This window comes from Amycolatopsis sp. NPDC003861, assembly GCF_053605405.1.
This window is the reverse complement of sequence record NZ_JBSGJD010000001.1, coordinates 114,457-131,156: the sequence shown is the minus strand read 5'-3', so window position 1 is coordinate 131,156 and position 16,700 is coordinate 114,457. Positions and strand designations below refer to the sequence as shown.

Here is a 16,700-nt window from a genome sequence, read left to right as displayed (position 1 = left end):
GGCGGGGGGTGCGCCCCGCCGGGCCCGCGGTCACCGGGCCAGCAGCGCGCTGATCCACAGGAAGCCCTTCGCGGTCATCGTCACCCGCACCTCCGTGGTGACGACCGGATCGAATGCGAACGACGTCGGGTCGTTCGAGCCGGTTCCCCACGTGATCCGCAGGTTCCGCACCGGCTCGAACCCCCGGGCCGTGCGCTGGGCGACTTCGACGGCGACCGGCCGCGCCAGCTTCGCGTCCACCACGAAGTTCGCCGTCACGGCGCCGATCCGCTGGGCCGACGGCCAGGCCAGGGACACCCAGTCCTCGGCCCGCGGCCGGCTCACCGCGGCCAGCGTCGACGTCGCCGGTTTGACGTACTGGTTGGACCAGCCGGTGGCCGGATTCCCGTCCAGCATCGCGGCCGGCAGCGTGTCCGGGGCGCCCGAGTAGCTCGCGTCCGCGGTCGAGACGACCGCGGCCACCGGGACCTCGACCGCCCGCGCTCCCGGGCCGTTGCGCTGCCCGAGGGACGTGCCGGGCAGGGTGAGCTTCCCCGGCGTCAGCCCCGGGGCGCTCGCCGTCACGGTGATCGGCCCGCGGCCGCCGGTCGCCGCGACGACGGCGACGGCCAGCCCCTTGAACGCCGGGATCGTCGGCTGCTGGTAGCTCTGGGCGAGTTCCTGCCGTCCGTTGTCGACCCCGGCGACCCGGCCGGGCCCGGCGACGGTGAACCGCAGCACCGGCCCGTCCCCGGGCACGACGACCCCGTGGGCGTCCACGACCGACGCCGTCACGAAGGTCATCGCCCCAGCCACCACCCGGCCGCCGGGCTCATCCACCCGCAGCCGGACCGCGCGCGGCGGGCCGGCCGTGACGAGCTCGTCGCGGGCCACCTCGCGGCCGCCGGACCGGGCGATCGCGGTCAGCGTGCCGGGTGCGAAGGGCACGGTCCAGGTCAGGTGCAGCTTGCCGGTGCTGCCGTTCGGGCTGGTGTAGCTGCCGGAGGGGTCGTTCTTGTCGTCGCCGGCCGGTTCGGTCGTCTCCAGGTACGGCCGTCCGTCCACAGTGGTCTTGCGGTCGAACTTCCGCACCCCCAGGGACTTCCCGTTGAGCACCAGCTCGACGGTGTCCACAGTGGAATAGACCCACACCGCGACGGGCTCGCCGGGCCGGTGGTTCGTCCAGTCCATCGGGGTCAGGTGCACCATCGGCGCGGTGGTCCACTGGCTGCGGAAGAGGTGGAAGGCGTCCTTGGGCAGGCCGGCGCTGTCGACCGCGCCGAAGAAGGACGTCTTGACCGGGAAGACGTCGTACGGCGTCGGCTCGCCGAGGTAGTCCTGGCCCGACCAGAGGAATTGGCCCTGGCAGAACTTCCGGTCGCGGTCCTTCTTCAGCGAGTACTCCCCGCTGAAGGTCCACGAAGCCAGGTTGTTGTCGTAGGACGACGTCGCCCGCTTGCCCGGCGTGTGGTTCTCGCCGGTGTTGAGCAGATCGGGTTCCTGGTAGACCCCGCGCGTCGAGGTCTCCGAGGACGATTCCGACTCGAAGAAGAACTTGTCCGGGTACTGCCGGTGCAGCCCGTCGATGGACTGGGCGGTGTTGTAGTTGACGCCGAGGCCGTCGAGCTGCTTCAGGATGAGGTCCTGCGGTGAGCCCGGCGCGGGCACACCGCGGTAGCGGTCGGAGCCCATGACGACCGGCCGGGTGGTGTCGATCGCGCGGACCGCGGCGATCAGCCCGGCCGCGATCTCGGGGCCGCCCGCCATCGACGCGTCCGGCACCTCGTTGCCGATCGACCACAGCACGACCGCGGGCGAGTTCTTGGCCGCGTGCACCATTTCGGCGATGTCGCGCGCGCTCCACTCGTCGAAGTCGCGGTGGTAGTCGTATGCGAGCTTGCCGGTCCGCCAGCAGTCGAAGGCCTCGACCATCATGACGATCCCGAGCCGTTCGCAGACCGTCACCAGCTGCGGGTCCGGCGGGTTGTGCGCGGTCCGCAGCGCGTTGACACCCATCGCGAGCATCAGCCGCATCTGGTGTTCCAGCGCGGCCGGGTCGACCACCGCGCCCAGCGCGCCCTGGCTGGAGTGCAGGTTGACCCCGCGCAGCTTCATCGGCTCGCCGTTGAGCGAAAATCCGTTGTCCGGGTGGAATTCGGCGTAGCGGAAGCCGAACTCCGTGGTGGTCGTGTCGAGCACGCGCCCGGCGACGACGACGTCGGTGCGCAGCCGGTACAGCTTGGCGGCGCCGATCGACCACAGCTGGGGCTTCTCGACCCGCAACCCGGTCACCGCCGTCGTGGTCCGCCCGGCGGGAACCGCCACGGTCGTCGAGCCGTTCGCGACGACCCGGCCCGCCGGGTCGGTGACCGTGGTGCGCACCTGCGCGGTGACCGCGGCGCCGGAGTCGTTGCCGACGTCGGTGGTCACCCGCACGGTGCCCCGGCCGGCGGCGATGTCCGGGGTGGTGACGAACGTGCCGTGCCGGGCCACGTGCACCGGCTCGGTGACGACCAGGCGAACGCGGCGGTAGATCCCGCTGCCGGAGTACCAGCGGCTGCTGGGCAGCGGGTTGGTGGCGCGCACGGCGAGGACGTTCGGCGTCCGCCCGTCGGTGTGCAGCCGGCCGGTGAGGTCGAAGGCGAACCCGGTGTAGGCGTACGGGTGGTGGCCGAGCAGCTCGCCGTTCAGGTACACGTGAGCGTCGGAATAGACGCCGTCGAACTCGACCGACACGCGCTTGCCGGCCTGCGACGGCGGGAGCGTGAACGTCTTGCGGTACCAGCCGAGGCCGCCGCGGAAGAAGCCGGACCCGCTGCTGGTGCCCCGGTCCGTCGGCGGGAGCTCGATGCTCCAGTCGTGCGGGAGGTCGACGACCGGCCACGCCGAGTCGTCGAAGCCGGGTTCCGGGGCGTCGGCGAAGCGGCCACCGGGATCGTCGACGCCGTCGGGGTTGGCCAGCGCGAACCGCCAGCCGGCCGTGAAATCGCTTTCCTGGACCGCGCCCGGCTGCGCGAGCGCGTCGGCGGCCCGGGCGACCGGCGCGACCGCCGTCACGGCGACAGCGGCACCCGCCCCGCCCAGCACGACCCGTCTGCGGAGACCGCTCGGTTCTTCTTGCGGCATCGGGCGAGCCCCTTCCAGCGCGGCGATGTGCGGGCGGAAAGCACTATGGCACAGAGGTTTCCGGACAATCAAAGGGTTCGACATTTTCGAACCCGGTTCTCGACAACCACCCAAGCGACCGCTTAGTATCGTGGCCGAACCTCGAGGAGGCGGCGATGTCCACTGTGGATGGTGTGCGGTACGAGGCGGACGACGCGGTCGCGACGTGCACGTTCGACCGGCCGACCTCGAGCAACGCGATGGACGTGCCGATGCAGGCCCGCTACGGCGCCCTGCTGCGGCAGGCCGACGCCGACCCGGAGGTCCGCGCGGTCGTCGTCACCGGGGCGGGCCGGGCCTTCTGCCCCGGCGCCGACCTGGGCCTGCTGGACAAGATCGCCACGCGGCCGCCGGTCGAGGACAACTTCCGGGACGTGCTGGCGGCGGCGGCGGTGGGCGTCCCGGTGGTCGCGGCGATCAACGGCGGCTGCGCCGGCCTGGGGTTCGTCATCGCCTGCTCGGCGGACGTCCGGTTCGCCGCCGCGGGCGCGAAGTTCACCACCGCCTTCGCCCGCCGCGGCCTGATCGCCGAGTACGGCATCGCGAAGCTGCTCCCGGAGCTGGTCGGCCAGGGCCGGGCCCGGGACCTGCTGCTGTCCGGGCGGACGTTCACCGCGGAGGACGCCCTCGGCTACGGCCTGGTCCAGGAGGTCGTCCCGCCCGGCGAACTGCAGCTGCGCGCGCACGCGTACGCGACCGAGCTGGCGACCTACAGCGCACCGCGGTCGATGGCCGTCATGAAGCGGCAGTTCGCGCACGAGGCGTCGCTGCCGCTTCCCGAGGCCGCCCGCTCGGCCACCGAACTGATGCTCGAGTCGTTCGGCCACCCGGAGCTGGCCGAAGGGCTGGCCAGCTGGAACGAGCGCCGCCCGCCGCGGTTCCCGCCGGCTCCCGCCGGCCGATGAGTTTCCGCGTCGCCGGGCGTCAGTAGGAGCATGGCCAAACTGCTCTACGCGTTCAGCTGCTCGATCGACGGGTTCATCGCCGGCCCGGGCGGGGACATGTCCTGGTTGACGCCGTACCTGGGGCCGCCACCGGTGGACGTGGTCCCCCGCATCGGCGCCCTCCTGGTCGGCCGCCGCACCTTCGACGGCGACGACCCGCACCGCGGCGGCCCGGGTGAGGGGAAGGCGTTCGGCGGCGGCTGGGAGGGGCCGCAGTTCGTGCTGACCCACCGTCCGGCCGACCCGGTGCCCGGGGTGACCTTCGCGGGCGACCTGGGTGCGGCGGTGTCGGCGGCCAAGGCGGCGGCCGGGGACAAGTACGTCAACGTGCTCGGCGCCGACGTCGCCCGGCAGTGCCTGGAGGCCGGGGTGCTGGACGAGGTGCTGGCCCTGCCGGTGCCGGTGCTGCTGGGCAGCGGGGTCCGGATCTTCTCGCGGGTCGGCCCTCCGGTGCGGCTGTCCCCGGTCGGTCCGTGCTGGTACCGGGTGGATTCCTGAGGGCTCACGCGACCTTCGGCGCGGCCCGCATGCCGATGTAGGCGCAGGCGGTGCCGTCGGCCAGGGTGGCGAACACGACCGGCAGCCAGTCGTCGCTGAAGGCGCCGTCCGCGCGGCCGGCGTACACGTCCTCCGACACCGCGACGAGGTCCGACTCGATGGGCGGGGCCAGCCCGGCCATGCCGTCGACGAACGCGTACCGCAGGTGGGCCACGCCGTCACGCTCGGAAACGGTGATCTCCACGCCTTCGCGCCGGTAGACGCCGGCGCGGTCGCCGAGCGCGGCCGGTACCGGCCGGGTGGGCGGGCCGAACGGTTCGGGCATGCGGACGCCGGCGAGTTCGTGCAGCAGCTCGCGGACCAGGTCGGAGTAGAGCCGGCGAGCGCCGCCGCCGTTGGTGAGCAGCACGACGGCCACGCCGGCTTCCGGTGCGACGCGGAGGAAGCCGTACTGGCCGATGGTCGCGCCGTCGTGGCCGAAGCCGGGGGTGCCGTCCCAGTCGTAGAGCGTCCAGCCCAGGCCCCAGCCGTCGGAATCGACCGTCCATTTGTCGGGGCAATCGGTCTCGCGGTGCCGCATCGCGTCGGTGCTTCCCTTGCGCAGCAACCGGGTTCCGTCCGGGGCGACCCCGCCGTCCAGGTGCATCCGGGCCAGCCGCAGGACGTCGGCCGCGGTGGCGCACAGGACACCGCCGTACGGGCCGGCCGAGCGCGGCAGCGGGTTCCACACCGGCGCCGGATCGGGGTCGGCACCCCCTTCGCCGAGGTGGCCCATCGCGGCCCGGAACCGCAGGACGTCTTCGGGCAGCGTCACCGTGTGGGTGAGACCCAGCGGTGCGCAGAGCCGCTCCTGGAGCGCGGTGTCCCAGGTCTGGCCGGTGAGCACCTCGACGATCCGGCCGAGCACGTTGTAGCCGACGCTGCTGTAGGAGATCGCCATCCCGGGCGGGCAGTCGAGCGGGACGTCGCGCGCGGCCTCGACGTAGGCGGCGAGGCAGTCGTCGCCGCGGCCGGTGTCGCGGGTGAAGTCGCAGGTGAGCCCACTGGTGTGGGACAGCAGCTGGCGGGCGGTGATCGTCTTCGACGCGACCGGATCGGCGACGGTGAAACCGGGCAGGACGTCGCGGACCGGGGCGTCGAGGTCGAGCCGGCCCTCTTCGGCCAGCTGCAGGACGAGCGTCGCGGTGTGGATCTTGGTGATGGAGCCGACCTGGAACACCGAATCGGTCGTCGCCGCGACTCCGGTGCCCCGGTGCAGCACCCCGGAGGCGAGTTCGTGAATCTCGCCCCCGGCGAGCACCGCCAGGGTCGCGCCGGGGACGTGGTGGGCGGCGCGGAGCTCGTCGAAGCGGCCCTTCCAGCGGTCATGGTCGAAAGTCACAGCTTCTGCGTACGGTGTTCCGGTCATGCGAACACTGTACGCAAGACGGTTCGACGTGCGCAAGGGCGCACGGCGTGCGCTACGGTGACGTGGCGAAAGGAGGCATCATGACGGCCGAAGAACCCGTGGTGTCGGTGTGGACGCGCCCGCAGCGGCGCCGGGAGCAGCCCGCGCTGAGCCGCGCGCAGATCGTGGCCGCAGCGCTCGAACTCCTCGACGCCGAAGGGCTCGAGGCGCTGAGCATGCGCACGCTGGGCGCCCGGCTGGACGCGGCCGCGACGTCGCTCTACCGCCACGTGGCCAACAAGGACGAACTGCTGGAACTGGTCGTCGACGAGGTGTACGGCCAGATCGAAGTCCCGGAAATCCGGGACGGCGACTGGCGGCGCGCGGTGACGGCCTGCGCGGCGAGCGCGCGAGCGGCTTTGCTGCGGCACGCGTGGATCGCGTCGGTGCTCGGCCAGACCGGCCTGGCCTACCTGGGGCCGAACGTGATGCGCCTGAACGAGCGCATGCTCGCCCTGTTCGAGGCGGCCGGGTTCCCGCCGGCGGAGGCCGACCGCGCGCTGGGCGCGGTGATGGCGTACGTGATCGGCACGGCAACCACGGAAGCGGCGTGGCTGACCACGGTCGCGCGCAGCGGCCGGACCGAGCAGGAGTGGATCGACCGGCTGGAGCCCGCGCTGCGGGAGGCGACGAAGCCGTACCCGCGGCTGCACGCACTGGCCACGGCCGAGGGCAGCGACGCCGAGACGGCCCGCGGCGACGGCTTTTCCTACGGCCTGGAGCGGATGCTGGACGGGCTGGCCGCCCGTCTCACGCCCACTGAGTGAGAGCGCTCCCAGCGTTGTCCGCGTCCGGAACCGCCGAACTGCCCGCGGCGAGCAGGTGAAGCTTTACACCGTCGGATCCACTCTTTACCCTTCCTCTCTGGAAGCGCTCCCAGGCTGAGGAGGCGGCGTGCGCACTTCGACGACGAAGGCGATGACCCGGGCGATCGTGGCGCTGCTCGTGCTCGGCCTGGCCCTGGTGGCGCCGGGAGGGCCCGCGGCCGCCGCCGGGAAGTTCAACTACGGCGAGGCGCTGCAGAAAGCCGTGTGGTTCTACGACGCTCAGCGCTCCGGTACCCTGCCCGCCGACAACCGGGTCTCCTGGCGCGGGCCCTCGGCGCTCAACGACGGCAAGGACGTCGGGCTGGACCTCACCGGCGGATTCTACGACGCCGGCGACCACGTCAAGTTCGGGCTGCCGTTCGAGTTCAGCATGACCATGCTCGCCTGGGGCGCGCTGGAGAACCGCACCGCCTACCAGAACTCCGGCCAGTGGGCGGCCCTGCTGTCGAACCTGCGCTGGGGCAACGACTGGCTGATCAAGGCGCACCCGCAGCCCGACGTGCTCTACGGCCAGGTCGGCAAGGGCGACGACGACCACAAGTGGTGGGGTCCCGCCGAGACGATGACCATGGCCCGGCCCGCCTACCGCATCGACGACTCCTGCCCCGGCTCCGACCTCGCCGGCGAAGCCGCCGCCCAGCTGGCGGCCGGCTCGATGGTGTTCCAGAGCGGCGATCCGACCTACGCGGCAACCCTGCTCACCCACGCCAAGCAGCTGTATTCGTTCGCCGACAACCACCGGGGCGTCTACTCCAACTGCATCACCGACGCCCAGAACTTCTACAAGTCCTGGAGCGGCTACCAGGACGAGCTCGTGTGGGGCGCGATCTGGCTCTACAAGGCCACCGGCGACAGCAGCTACCTGACCAAGGCGCGCGCCGAGTACGAAAAGCTGGGCACCGAACCGCAGACCACCACCCGCTCCTACCGCTGGACACTGGCCTGGGACGACAAGTCCTACGGCGCCTACGTCCTGCTCGCCCAGCTCACCCGCGACGCCGAGTACGTGACCGACGCCAACCGCTGGCTGGACTGGTGGACCACCGGCGTCAACGGCCAGCGCGTGCCCTACTCCCCCGGCGGCCAGGCCGTGCTCGACCAGTGGGGCTCGCTGCGGTACGCGGCCAACACCGCGTTCGTGGCGCTCGTCTACTCCGATTGGCTGCGCAGCACCGATCCCACGCGCGCCACGACGTACCACGACTTCGGCGTCCGGCAGATCGACTACGCGCTCGGTGACAACCCGCGCGGCGCGAGCTTCGAGGTCGGGTTCGGCGTCAACCCACCCCGCAACCCGCACCACCGCACCGCGCACGGCTCCTGGGCCGACAACATCAACGAGCCCACGCAGAGCCGGCACACCCTCTACGGCGCGCTCGTCGGCGGCCCCAGCTCGGCCAACGACGCCTACACCGACGACCGCACGAACTACACGATGAACGAGGTGGCGCTCGACTACAACGCCGGCTTCACCAGCGCGCTGGCCCGCCTCTACGGCGAGTACGGCGGCACCCCGCTGGCCTCCTTCCCGCCGCGGGAAACCCCGGACGGCCCGGAAATCCTCGCGCAGGGCGCCCTCAACCAGCCCGACGGTGGCACGTTCACCGAAGTCAAGGCGTACGTGCTCAACAAGTCGGCCTGGCCCGCCCGTACGTTCACCGGCTCGCTGCGCTACTTCTTCACCCTCGACGGTGCCACCACCCCCGGCCAGATCTCGGTGACCTCGGCCTACAACCAGTGCGACGCGCCGACCGTGCACCAGTTCTCCGGCGCGGTCTACTACGTCGAGGTGCCGTGCTCGGGCGGGGTCGCCCCGGGCGGGCAGTCCCGCTACCGCAAGGAAGTGCAGTTCCGGATCACCAGTGCCGGCACCTGGAACCCGGCCGACGACTGGTCGCACACCGGTCTCGCCGCCGCCGGATCGGCGCCCGCGGATTCCTCGCGGCTGGTGCTCACGCAGGGCTCGGCGGTGCTGTGGGGCACCCAGCCGGGACCGTCCACAGCGGACACCACCCCGCCGGCCGCCCCCACCGGGGTGACCGCCGTGCCCGGCAGCACCACGGCCTCTCTGACCTGGACGGCCGCCACCGACGACGTCGGCGTCGCCGGGTACGAAGTGCTGAACGCGGCCGGCGCGGTGATCGGCAGCGCCACCGGCACCAGCTACCAGGTCACCGGCCTCACGCCCGGCACCGCGTACACGTTCTCGGTGCGCGCCCGGGACGCGGCCGGCAACCGGTCCCCGGCCAGCAGCCCGGTTTCGGTCACCACCACGACCGGCGGCGGTGACCCCGGCACCGGCTCGCTCGCCGTGCAGCAGCGCGGCGACAGCGCGGCCACCGGCAACCAGATCCGCACCGGCCTCCAGGTCGTCAACCGGGGCAGCACCCCGGTCGCCCTCAGCGGTGTCACCGCCCGCTACTGGTTCACCGGCGACGGCACCAACCCGAGTTACCAGATCTGGTGCGACTACGCGGTTCTGGGCTGCGGCAACGTCTCCCTTCGCGTGGTGAAGCTCGGTTCGCCGCGCCAAGGGGCCGACGCCTACGTCGAACTGGGCTTCACCGGCGGCACCCTCGCCGCCGGCGCGAGCACCGGCGAGGTCCAGGTCCGCGTCGCGAAGGCCGACTGGTCGGCGTTCAACCAGGCCGACGACTACAGCTACCGCGCGGCGGCGTCGTTCGCCGACCTCGCCGCCGTCACCGCCTACCGCTCGGGCACCCTCGACTGGGGCATCGAACCCTAGTTGCGGATGAAGGTGTGCGAGGTGTCCCGGTTGCCGACGTTGAGGGCCTGCCCGACGCTCAGCTGGTAGTGGCCGCCGCTGAAGTAGAGGAAGATGGTGTGGCCGGTGGTGTTGTTCTTCACCGACGAGGCGTTGTTCCGGATGCACTGACCCTGGCCGAGGCCCGGGCCCTTGAACTCGTAGCAGGTCGGCTGCGTGGTCCCGTAGTCGCTGACCGAGCCGTTGAAGTCCGACACCGAGCCGGTCTGGTTGTACCCGTACCACAAGCAGAACTCGCCCAGCTCACATTTCCCGTTGCGGGGCGTCGCCGCCGAAGCGGTGCCGGTCACCGCCATCGCCAGTGCGGCCGCCGCGCCGACGGCCAACGACGTCCGGACGACGTTCTTCCCGATGGTTCCCACGTGGACTCCTTCTCCCGTGCGCCGGTGCCCGCGGTCCGGGCACCCGCACCGTCACGTTCCACGCCGGTGGGCCGTTGAGGCCCGGCCGGCCGGTTCACCCGTTCGGCCGCGCCGCCGGTTTCCTCGATAGCGAACGGATAGCGCGGCTGCGCAACGATCTTCTCGTCGATTCCCGCTGATGAGAGGAGTGATCATGGCTCGCATGATCAACGCCCTGGGTGACCGGCTGCTGGGGCTGTTCCTGCGCGAGGTGAAGGCCGGCGCTTGCATCCCCGAGCACGGCCAGGTCTGCAAGACGCTGCACTACGACTGCTACGGCAACTGCAAGTAACCGCGGCGTCCTCGCCTTTCCCGCCGCGGTCCCCCCGCGGCGGGAAAGGCCCGCCCAAGGAGGTGCACCGATGCTCGGCGCCCAGTTCGTGTTCGCCGCCCGGGTCCTGATCGGGCTGGTGTTCGCGGTCGCGGCCGTCGGGAAGCTCGCCGGACGGGCGCGGCTGACCGAGTTCACCGATTCGCTGGCGCCGCTCGGCCGGTCACCGGTCGGCTGGCTGCCGGTCGCCGCCGGGACCGCCGTGGCCGAACTGGCCGCGGCCGTGCTCGCCGGGGTCCCCGGCACCTCCCGGGCCGGGCTCGGGCTGGCGACGGCGATCCTGCTCGTCTTCTGCGCCGCGATCGCCCGGTCGATGCGGCTGGGCCGGCGCGTCACCTGCCGCTGCTTCGGCCGCTCCGGGGCGGTTCTCGGGCGGACCCACCTCGTCCGCAACGCACTCCTCGCCGTGGTGGCCGCCGCGGCCGCCGTCGTCCCGGCGGGGCCTGGTCTCGGCCTCGACACCGGCGCCGCCGCCGCGCTCGTCGGCGCGTTCGGCGCACTCGTCGCGATCAACTGGGACAGCCTGGCCGGCCTGGTCGGCCGGACGGACACCGCCCATCGCTGAAAGAGGTATCCCATGTCGTTCCTGGTGGCCGTGGTCGCGGTGCTGGCCGTGCTGACGGTGCTCAACCTCCTGCTGTCCTCGGCGATCATCCGGCTGCTGAACGAGCAACGTCGTCCGGTGACCCCCGACCTGCCCGCCGTGGGCACCCAGATCGGGGCGTTCGAGGTCACCGACGCCGACGGCCGGACCGTCACCGACGGCGAGCTCGACGACGTGCTCGTCGCGTTCCTCTCCCCCACCTGCGGGCCGTGCCGGCGCATCGCGGACAAGCTCACCGAGCCGACCGTCGCGTTCGTGATCGACGGCGGTGACCGGGCCAAGGCCGTCGAGTACGCGGCCGGGCTGGGCCCGTCGGTGCGCGTCGCCTACGTCGGCGACCGCAGCCCTGTGTCGGCCGCGTTCACCGCGGGGGACGTCACCCCGACCCTGCTCCGCGTCCGGGACCGGCGGATCGCCGCCGCCGGCCACGACCTCGACGCCGTGCGCCTGCAGCCCGCCCGATGAACCTGCTCCGGGCGGCGGGCCCCGCGTTCGGCATCGCCTGGCGCGCATCGCGGGTGGCCACCGGCGGCTCGGTCGCGCTGGCGGTGCTGGCCGCGGCCCTGCCCGCGGTGTCGGCGTGGCTGGGGAAGCTGCTGTTCGACGAGCTGGCCGGCGGCCGGGACCGCGGCCTGATCGTGCTGCTGGCCCTCGGCTCGGCGGCCGGTCTCGCCGTCGCGGCCGCGATCACCGCCGTCGCCTCCTACTGCACCGCCATCGTGCGGGCCAAATCGGCGATCGAGGCGGAAGACCGGCTGGTCGGCGCGGTCGGCGCGCTGCCCGGGTTGCGCCGGCTGGAGGACCCGGCGTTCCTCGACCGGGTCCGGCTGGCCGAGCAGGGCGCGCAGGAGGCGTCGCCCGCGGTGCTCGCCCTGACCGTCGAGTCGGTGCGCACGCTGATCGCCGTGCTCGGGTTCGGCGGTGCCGTCCTGCTCGTGTGGCCGCCGATGGCCGGGCTGCTCGCCGCGTCGCTGGCGGCCGCGGCGGTCTCCCAGCTGACGTTGTCCCGCCTGCGCGCGCGGGAGGCCGAGGCGATGATGGCCACCCAGCGCCAGCGGTTCCTCTTCCGCTCGCTCTGCTCGGACCTCAAGGCGGCCAAGGAGATCCGGCTCTTCGGCCTCGCGGACCTGTTCCGGTCGCGCATGGTGACCGCGGTGCGTGCGGCGACGGCCAGCGAATGCGCCATGCAGCGCCGGATCGCCGCCGCCGGGATCGCCGCCGCGGTCGTCTCGGCGGTGGTGGCCGGCATCGCCCTCGTGGTCGCCGCGACCGGCGCCGCCCGGGGATCGCTGTCCATCGGCGACGTCACCCTCTTCACGGCGGCGGTGGCCGGCATCCAGTCCCCGGTGGGCGCGCTGCTGGGCCAGCTCGGCCGGGCCGGCGGCTCGCTCGGCTTGTTCCGGCACTACCTCGACGTCGTCGCGACCGAACCCGACCTCGCCCCCGGGACGAACGCCGTGCCCGCGCTGACGACCGGCATCGAACTGCGGGACGTGTGGTTCCGCTACGACCCGGCCGGCCCGTGGGTGCTGCGCGGGGTCGACCTGGTGATTCCGGCCGGAGCCGCGGTCGGGCTGGTCGGGGTGAACGGCGCGGGCAAGTCGACGCTGGTGAAGCTGCTGTGCCGGTTCTACGACCCCGACCGCGGGCGGATCCTGTGGGACGGCGTGGACATCAGCACCTGCGACCCGGCCGCGTTGCGGGCCCGGATCGGCGCCACCTTCCAGGACTTCACCAGCTACGACCTGACCGCGGCCGACAACGTCGGCATCGGCGACGTCACCCACCTCGGCGACCTCGGCCGCATCCGCGCCGCGGCCCGCCTGGCCGAGATCGACCCGGCGCTGTCGGCGTTGCCGCGCGGCTACGAAACCCTGCTGTCCCGGGCTTTCCTGGACGTCGACGACAAGTCCGGGGCGGCGCTGTCCGGCGGCCAGTGGCAGCGGGTCGCGCTGGCCCGGTCCCTCATGCGCGCCGGCGCCGACCTGCTCATCCTCGACGAGCCCAGCTCCGGCATGGACGCCGACGCCGAGACCCGGACCCACGAGGCCCTGCGCACCCACCGGGCCGGCCGGACGAGCGTGCTGATCTCCCACCGCCTGTCCGCCCTGCGCGGCGCGGACCGGATCGTGGTGCTCGACGGCGGCCGGGTGATCGAGCAGGGCACCCACGACGACCTGCTCACCGCGGGCGGCGAGTACGCCCGGCTGTTTTCGTTGCAGGCCAAGGGATATGCGATGGCGGAGGCATGATGGCCGGGCTCGCGGCGGGTGTGGTGATGGTGGTGGTGCTCGTGGTCCTGCTGGCGGTGCTGCGCCGGAGGTACGTGGTGGCCCGGGTGTGGGGCCACAGCATGTCCCCCACGTTCCACGACGGCGAGCGGGTGGTCGCAACCCGGCGGCGGGAGTACCGCGTCGGTGACGTGATCGTCTTCCGCCCCCGAGCCGCGGCCACCGATGTGGCGTGGCGCATCAAGAGGATCGCGGCGGTCGCCGGCGACCCGGTCCCGGCCTGGCTGGGGACCGGCCACGCGATCGTCCCGGCCGGCCGGGTGGTGGTGGCCGGCGACAACACCGGCCACAGCGAGGATTCCCGCCAGCTCGGCTACATCGACCTGGCGAGTGTGGCCGGCGCGGTCCCTCACCGCCCGGCGCCGGCCGGCAGCTGACACTCGATCACCGCCAGCACCTTCTCGACCTCGGCCCGCTCCGCCGGACTGTCGAACTGGTCCTGCAACCGCAGAGCCGCGAGAGCGAGACGGCGAGCGGCCGCCCGGTCGCCGGTCGCCAGTTCGACCGAGGCCAACGCGAGCAGCGCGGCCGATTCCGCGTCCGGGCGGCGGATCCGGCGGGCCAGGACCAGCGCGCGGTCCGCGGCCTTCCGGGCGGCCGGCAGGTCGCCGTGGGCGCGGTGGGCGTCGGCTTCGGCGGTGAGGCACCAGGTCCGGCCGATCGGGTCGCCGTTCCGCTCGGACAGGTCGCGGGCCTGTCCGGCCAGGCGGACCGCCGCCGCGCTGTCGCCGCACGCCAACGCCGTGCGCACGACCACCAGCCGCACCTGGGCGCGGGTCTTCCATTCGCCCGCCGCGTCGGCCAGCCGCAGGGCCTTCGCGCCGTGGATCCTCGCCGCGCCGAGGTCGCCGACGTGGTCGCGGTACAACGCGGCCAGCGTGCTGTGGCAGCCCGACTCCCCCGCCCGGTTCCCGGACTTCCGGAAGCACCCGACGGCCTCGCGCAGGGCGGTGATCGCGCGGTGCCAGTCACCGCACCGCTCGTGGGCGTCGCCCAGCTTGGTCAGCACCTCCGCCCGCAGCGCGACGTCGGCCTCCCGCAGCGGCACCTCGTTCAGGATGGCGACGACGTCGGCGTACCGGCTGCGGTGCATCCGCGCGGTCGCCGTGACCAGCGCCGCGGTCACCCGCACCACCGGGTCGTCGCCGGCGACGTTCGTCAGCCGCGCGGCCGCCCGGGCGCCGTGGTCGTACAGGTCGAGCCGCACGAGCGGGGCCCGCAGCACCAGCAGCAGCGCCGCCGCGCGCCGGCGCAGGCCCCCACGCACGGCCAGGTCGAACACGGCGAGCAGGACGTCGGCGTCCGCGCCCACCCACGGCAGCGGTTCCGTCACGACGTGCCGCACCACGTCCCGGCCGAGCGACGCGGCGGTCTCGGCGACCAGCGCGTACCCCGCCGGCGAGCCGAGGATGCCCTCGTGGGCGTGCCGGGTCAGCTGGACCGCCCACCCGGCCAGCCGCTCCAAGGCCCCCGGCGCCAGGGATGGGCCGACCGAGCGGCAGTAGGCCCGCACGAGGTCGTGCATCCGGTAGCGCGGCACGCCGTCGCGCCCCGGCCCGGCCTGCTCGAGCAGGTTCATCGCGCACAGGTGGGCCAGCACCTCGCCGGTGCGCGCGAGCGGCACGCCGAGCACGGGCGCGAGCGGCCAGCCGGTGAACGTCGGCGCCCCGATCGCCGCCAGCGCCAGCATCGCCGCCCGCGCGTCCCGGTCCAGCAACCGGAAACTCGTGTCGAGGCTGTCCCGCACGCTGCGCTGCCCGGCCACCAGCTCCCGCATCCGCCTCGACTCGTCCGACAGCCGCGCGGCCAGCTCGGCCACGCTGAGCTTCGGGTACGCGGCGAGCTGCGCCCCGGCGATCCGCAACGCGAGCGGTACTCCCCCGCACGCCTCGAGCACCGCCGCGACCGTGCCTTCGCCGACGCCTTCGCCGAGCCGGTCCGCGCCCGCCGCGTTCGCCAGCACGGTCTCGGCCGAGCGGTCCGGCAGCGGCGCGAGCGGCACCCGCACCGACGGCTCGACCTCCGGCAGGACGTACCTGCTGGTCACGATCGTGGCGCAGCCCGGATCGGCGGCCAGGAGCGGCTCGAGCTGCCGGGCGGTGGCGGCGTTGTCCAGCACGACGAGCACCCGCTTGCCCGCGGTGCGGCTGCGGAATTCGGCCGTGCGCTCCTCGAGCGTGGCCGGCATCGACCGGGCCGCCACTCCCAGCGCACGGAGGAAACCGGCGAGGACCTCGTGCGGGGCCGCCGGCCGGGCGTCGGCGCCCCGCAGGTCGGCGTAGAGCTGCCCGTCGGGGTAGGCGTGCACCGCCGCCGCGCCGGCGTGCACGGCCAGCGCCGTCTTGCCGATTCCGGGCATCCCGGTGACCAGCACCAGCGGTGCCGCCCCGGTCCGGCGCGCCACCGCGGCCCGGATCGCGGCCGCTTCGGCGTCCCGCCCGGCGAACCCGGCGGTCCGCGGCGGCAGCTGGGCGGGCACCACGGCCGCAGTCGGCGACGTCCCGGCGGTGAGGATTTCGGCTTCCAGGGCGAGCAGCTCCGGCGACGGATCGATGCCCAGCTCGTCCCGCAGCACGCGCCGGGCGTCCCGGAACGCGGCCAGCGCGTCGGCCCGCCGCCCGGCGCGGTGCAGCGCACGCATCCGCCGGTGGTGCAGGCCCTCACGCAGGGGGTGGGCCTGCACCAGCGCGGTCAGCTCGGGCAGCAGCCGCGCGGCCCGCCCGCAGGCGATCTCGGCGTCGATCCACTCCTCGGCCAGGCCGATCCGCAGCTCGTCCAGCCGGGGCAGTTCCGCGCCGGCCAGGTGCACGGTCACCCCGCCCAGAGGCGTCCCGGACCACCGGTCGAGCGCCGACCGCAGCAGGCCGGCCGCGTCCGCGGGGTCCCCGGCCGCCCGGGCCGCGGCGAGCAGCCGCCGCACCTCGTCGACGTCGGCGAGGCAGTCCAGCAGGTACCCGCTCGGCACGGTGACCAGGGCCTCGGCGGCACCGGCCCGGTCGAGCGCGGCCCGGAGCTTGGACACCTGGATGTGCACCTGCGTCCGCGCGGTGGCCGGCGGCCGCTCACCCCACAGGGCGTCGATCAGCCGCTCCACCGAAACCGGCTGCCGGCACGCCAGCGCCAGCACGGCGAGGACGGTACGCCCCAAACGGCCCTTGACCGGCACCGACGTCCCCTGGACCTGCGCGCCGACGGGACCGAGGACAGTGGCTTCCAGCAATCGCCTGCCCTTCGAGATCGGGTAGCACGATGCGGGCCACGCGCGAACCAGACGCGGCGCGGCCGGCGATCGGCACCCGGAAAGGTCAACCCCAGTAGCGAGAGTGCCGGCTCGTCACGTCCCGCCTTCCCCAGCCGGGTGACGCACTCTCGCTGCGCGGGACGTTGCCAGCGGCCCGCGAGCACCGTCAACCGGCGCGAAAACGTTT

General features: G+C 73.5%; 13 protein-coding genes. 9 read left to right on the top strand and 4 right to left on the bottom strand.

The window, feature by feature from the left end; translation table 11 throughout:
- Positions 1-30: 30 nt before the first annotated feature.
- Complete coding sequence (locus ACWEVN_RS00580; protein WP_452049705.1) at positions 31-3,105, bottom strand: glycoside hydrolase family 2 TIM barrel-domain containing protein; 3,075 nt, start codon at positions 3,103-3,105, stop codon at positions 31-33.
- A gap of 155 nt (positions 3,106-3,260) precedes the next feature.
- On the opposite strand from ACWEVN_RS00580, the gene ACWEVN_RS00575 reads away from it, so the two are divergent.
- Positions 3,261-4,049 (top strand): enoyl-CoA hydratase-related protein, encoded by a 789-nt coding sequence (locus tag ACWEVN_RS00575; RefSeq protein ID WP_452049704.1) that lies wholly within the window; start codon positions 3,261-3,263, stop codon positions 4,047-4,049.
- 30 nt (positions 4,050-4,079) lie between these two features.
- Complete coding sequence (locus tag ACWEVN_RS00570; RefSeq protein WP_452049703.1) at positions 4,080-4,586, top strand: dihydrofolate reductase family protein; 507 nt, start codon at positions 4,080-4,082, stop codon at positions 4,584-4,586.
- A gap of 4 nt (positions 4,587-4,590) precedes the next feature.
- On the opposite strand, the gene ACWEVN_RS00565 is transcribed toward ACWEVN_RS00570, so the two are convergent.
- Positions 4,591-5,967 (bottom strand): serine hydrolase domain-containing protein, encoded by a 1,377-nt coding sequence (locus ACWEVN_RS00565; RefSeq protein ID WP_452049702.1) that lies wholly within the window; start codon positions 5,965-5,967, stop codon positions 4,591-4,593.
- Positions 5,968-6,074: 107 nt separating this feature from the next.
- On the opposite strand from ACWEVN_RS00565, the gene ACWEVN_RS00560 reads away from it, so the two are divergent.
- Entirely contained in the window at positions 6,075-6,800 is a 726-nt protein-coding gene (locus ACWEVN_RS00560; protein ID WP_452049701.1) for a TetR/AcrR family transcriptional regulator, read from the top strand.
- 127 nt (positions 6,801-6,927) lie between these two features.
- Positions 6,928-9,606 carry a glycoside hydrolase family 9 protein gene (locus tag ACWEVN_RS00555; protein WP_452049700.1) on the top strand — a complete coding sequence of 893 codons (2,679 nt, stop codon included), beginning with the start codon at positions 6,928-6,930 and terminating at the stop codon, positions 9,604-9,606.
- On the opposite strand, the gene ACWEVN_RS00550 is transcribed toward ACWEVN_RS00555, so the two are convergent.
- Positions 9,603-10,007: a peptidase inhibitor family I36 protein gene (locus ACWEVN_RS00550; RefSeq protein ID WP_452049699.1), complete on the bottom strand. Its 405-nt coding sequence runs from the start codon at positions 10,005-10,007 to the stop codon at positions 9,603-9,605. The two genes, ACWEVN_RS00555 and ACWEVN_RS00550, sit on opposite strands and share 4 nt — an antisense overlap.
- Positions 10,008-10,200: 193 nt before the next feature.
- On the opposite strand from ACWEVN_RS00550, the gene ACWEVN_RS00545 reads away from it, so the two are divergent.
- The 5 genes from ACWEVN_RS00545 to ACWEVN_RS00525 all read left to right on the top strand — a co-directional run bounded on the left by ACWEVN_RS00545 (position 10,201) and on the right by ACWEVN_RS00525 (position 13,649).
- Positions 10,201-10,338 (top strand): hypothetical protein, encoded by a 138-nt coding sequence (locus ACWEVN_RS00545; protein ID WP_191308504.1) that lies wholly within the window; start codon positions 10,201-10,203, stop codon positions 10,336-10,338.
- 70 nt (positions 10,339-10,408) lie between these two features.
- Complete coding sequence (locus ACWEVN_RS00540; protein WP_452049698.1) at positions 10,409-10,942, top strand: MauE/DoxX family redox-associated membrane protein; 534 nt, start codon at positions 10,409-10,411, stop codon at positions 10,940-10,942.
- A 12-nt stretch (positions 10,943-10,954) separates the two neighbouring features.
- A complete protein-coding gene (locus ACWEVN_RS00535) occupies positions 10,955-11,446 on the top strand; it encodes a TlpA family protein disulfide reductase (RefSeq protein WP_452049697.1) in 492 nt (163 codons plus the stop codon).
- The gene (locus ACWEVN_RS00530; RefSeq protein WP_452049696.1) at positions 11,443-13,233 is read left to right on the top strand and encodes an ABC transporter ATP-binding protein; all 1,791 of its coding nucleotides are present in this window, start codon (positions 11,443-11,445) and stop codon (positions 13,231-13,233) included. The genes ACWEVN_RS00535 and ACWEVN_RS00530 overlap by 4 nt, the downstream gene beginning before the upstream one ends.
- Entirely contained in the window at positions 13,233-13,649 is a 417-nt protein-coding gene (locus ACWEVN_RS00525) for a S26 family signal peptidase (RefSeq protein WP_452049695.1), read from the top strand. The genes ACWEVN_RS00530 and ACWEVN_RS00525 overlap by 1 nt, the downstream gene beginning before the upstream one ends.
- Here the strand turns inward: ACWEVN_RS00525 and ACWEVN_RS00520 are convergent.
- The gene (locus tag ACWEVN_RS00520) at positions 13,622-16,492 is read right to left on the bottom strand and encodes a BTAD domain-containing putative transcriptional regulator (protein WP_452049694.1); all 2,871 of its coding nucleotides are present in this window, start codon (positions 16,490-16,492) and stop codon (positions 13,622-13,624) included. The two genes, ACWEVN_RS00525 and ACWEVN_RS00520, sit on opposite strands and share 28 nt — an antisense overlap.
- Between the last annotated feature and the right edge of the window lie 208 nt (positions 16,493-16,700).

Bases quoted from the DNA above. Each gene is read 5' to 3' on its own strand.
- ACWEVN_RS00580 (WP_452049705.1), bottom strand. From the start codon at position 3,105: ATGCCGCAAGAAGAACCGAGCGGTCTCCGCAGACGGGTCGTGCTGGGC.
- ACWEVN_RS00575 (WP_452049704.1), top strand. From the start codon at position 3,261: ATGTCCACTGTGGATGGTGTGCGGTACGAGGCGGACGACGCGGTCGCG.
- ACWEVN_RS00570 (WP_452049703.1), top strand. From the start codon at position 4,080: ATGGCCAAACTGCTCTACGCGTTCAGCTGCTCGATCGACGGGTTCATC.
- ACWEVN_RS00560 (WP_452049701.1), top strand. From the start codon at position 6,075: ATGACGGCCGAAGAACCCGTGGTGTCGGTGTGGACGCGCCCGCAGCGG.
- ACWEVN_RS00545 (WP_191308504.1), top strand. From the start codon at position 10,201: ATGGCTCGCATGATCAACGCCCTGGGTGACCGGCTGCTGGGGCTGTTC.
- ACWEVN_RS00540 (WP_452049698.1), top strand. From the start codon at position 10,409: ATGCTCGGCGCCCAGTTCGTGTTCGCCGCCCGGGTCCTGATCGGGCTG.
- ACWEVN_RS00535 (WP_452049697.1), top strand. From the start codon at position 10,955: ATGTCGTTCCTGGTGGCCGTGGTCGCGGTGCTGGCCGTGCTGACGGTG.
- ACWEVN_RS00530 (WP_452049696.1), top strand. From the start codon at position 11,443: ATGAACCTGCTCCGGGCGGCGGGCCCCGCGTTCGGCATCGCCTGGCGC.
- ACWEVN_RS00525 (WP_452049695.1), top strand. From the start codon at position 13,233: ATGGCCGGGCTCGCGGCGGGTGTGGTGATGGTGGTGGTGCTCGTGGTC.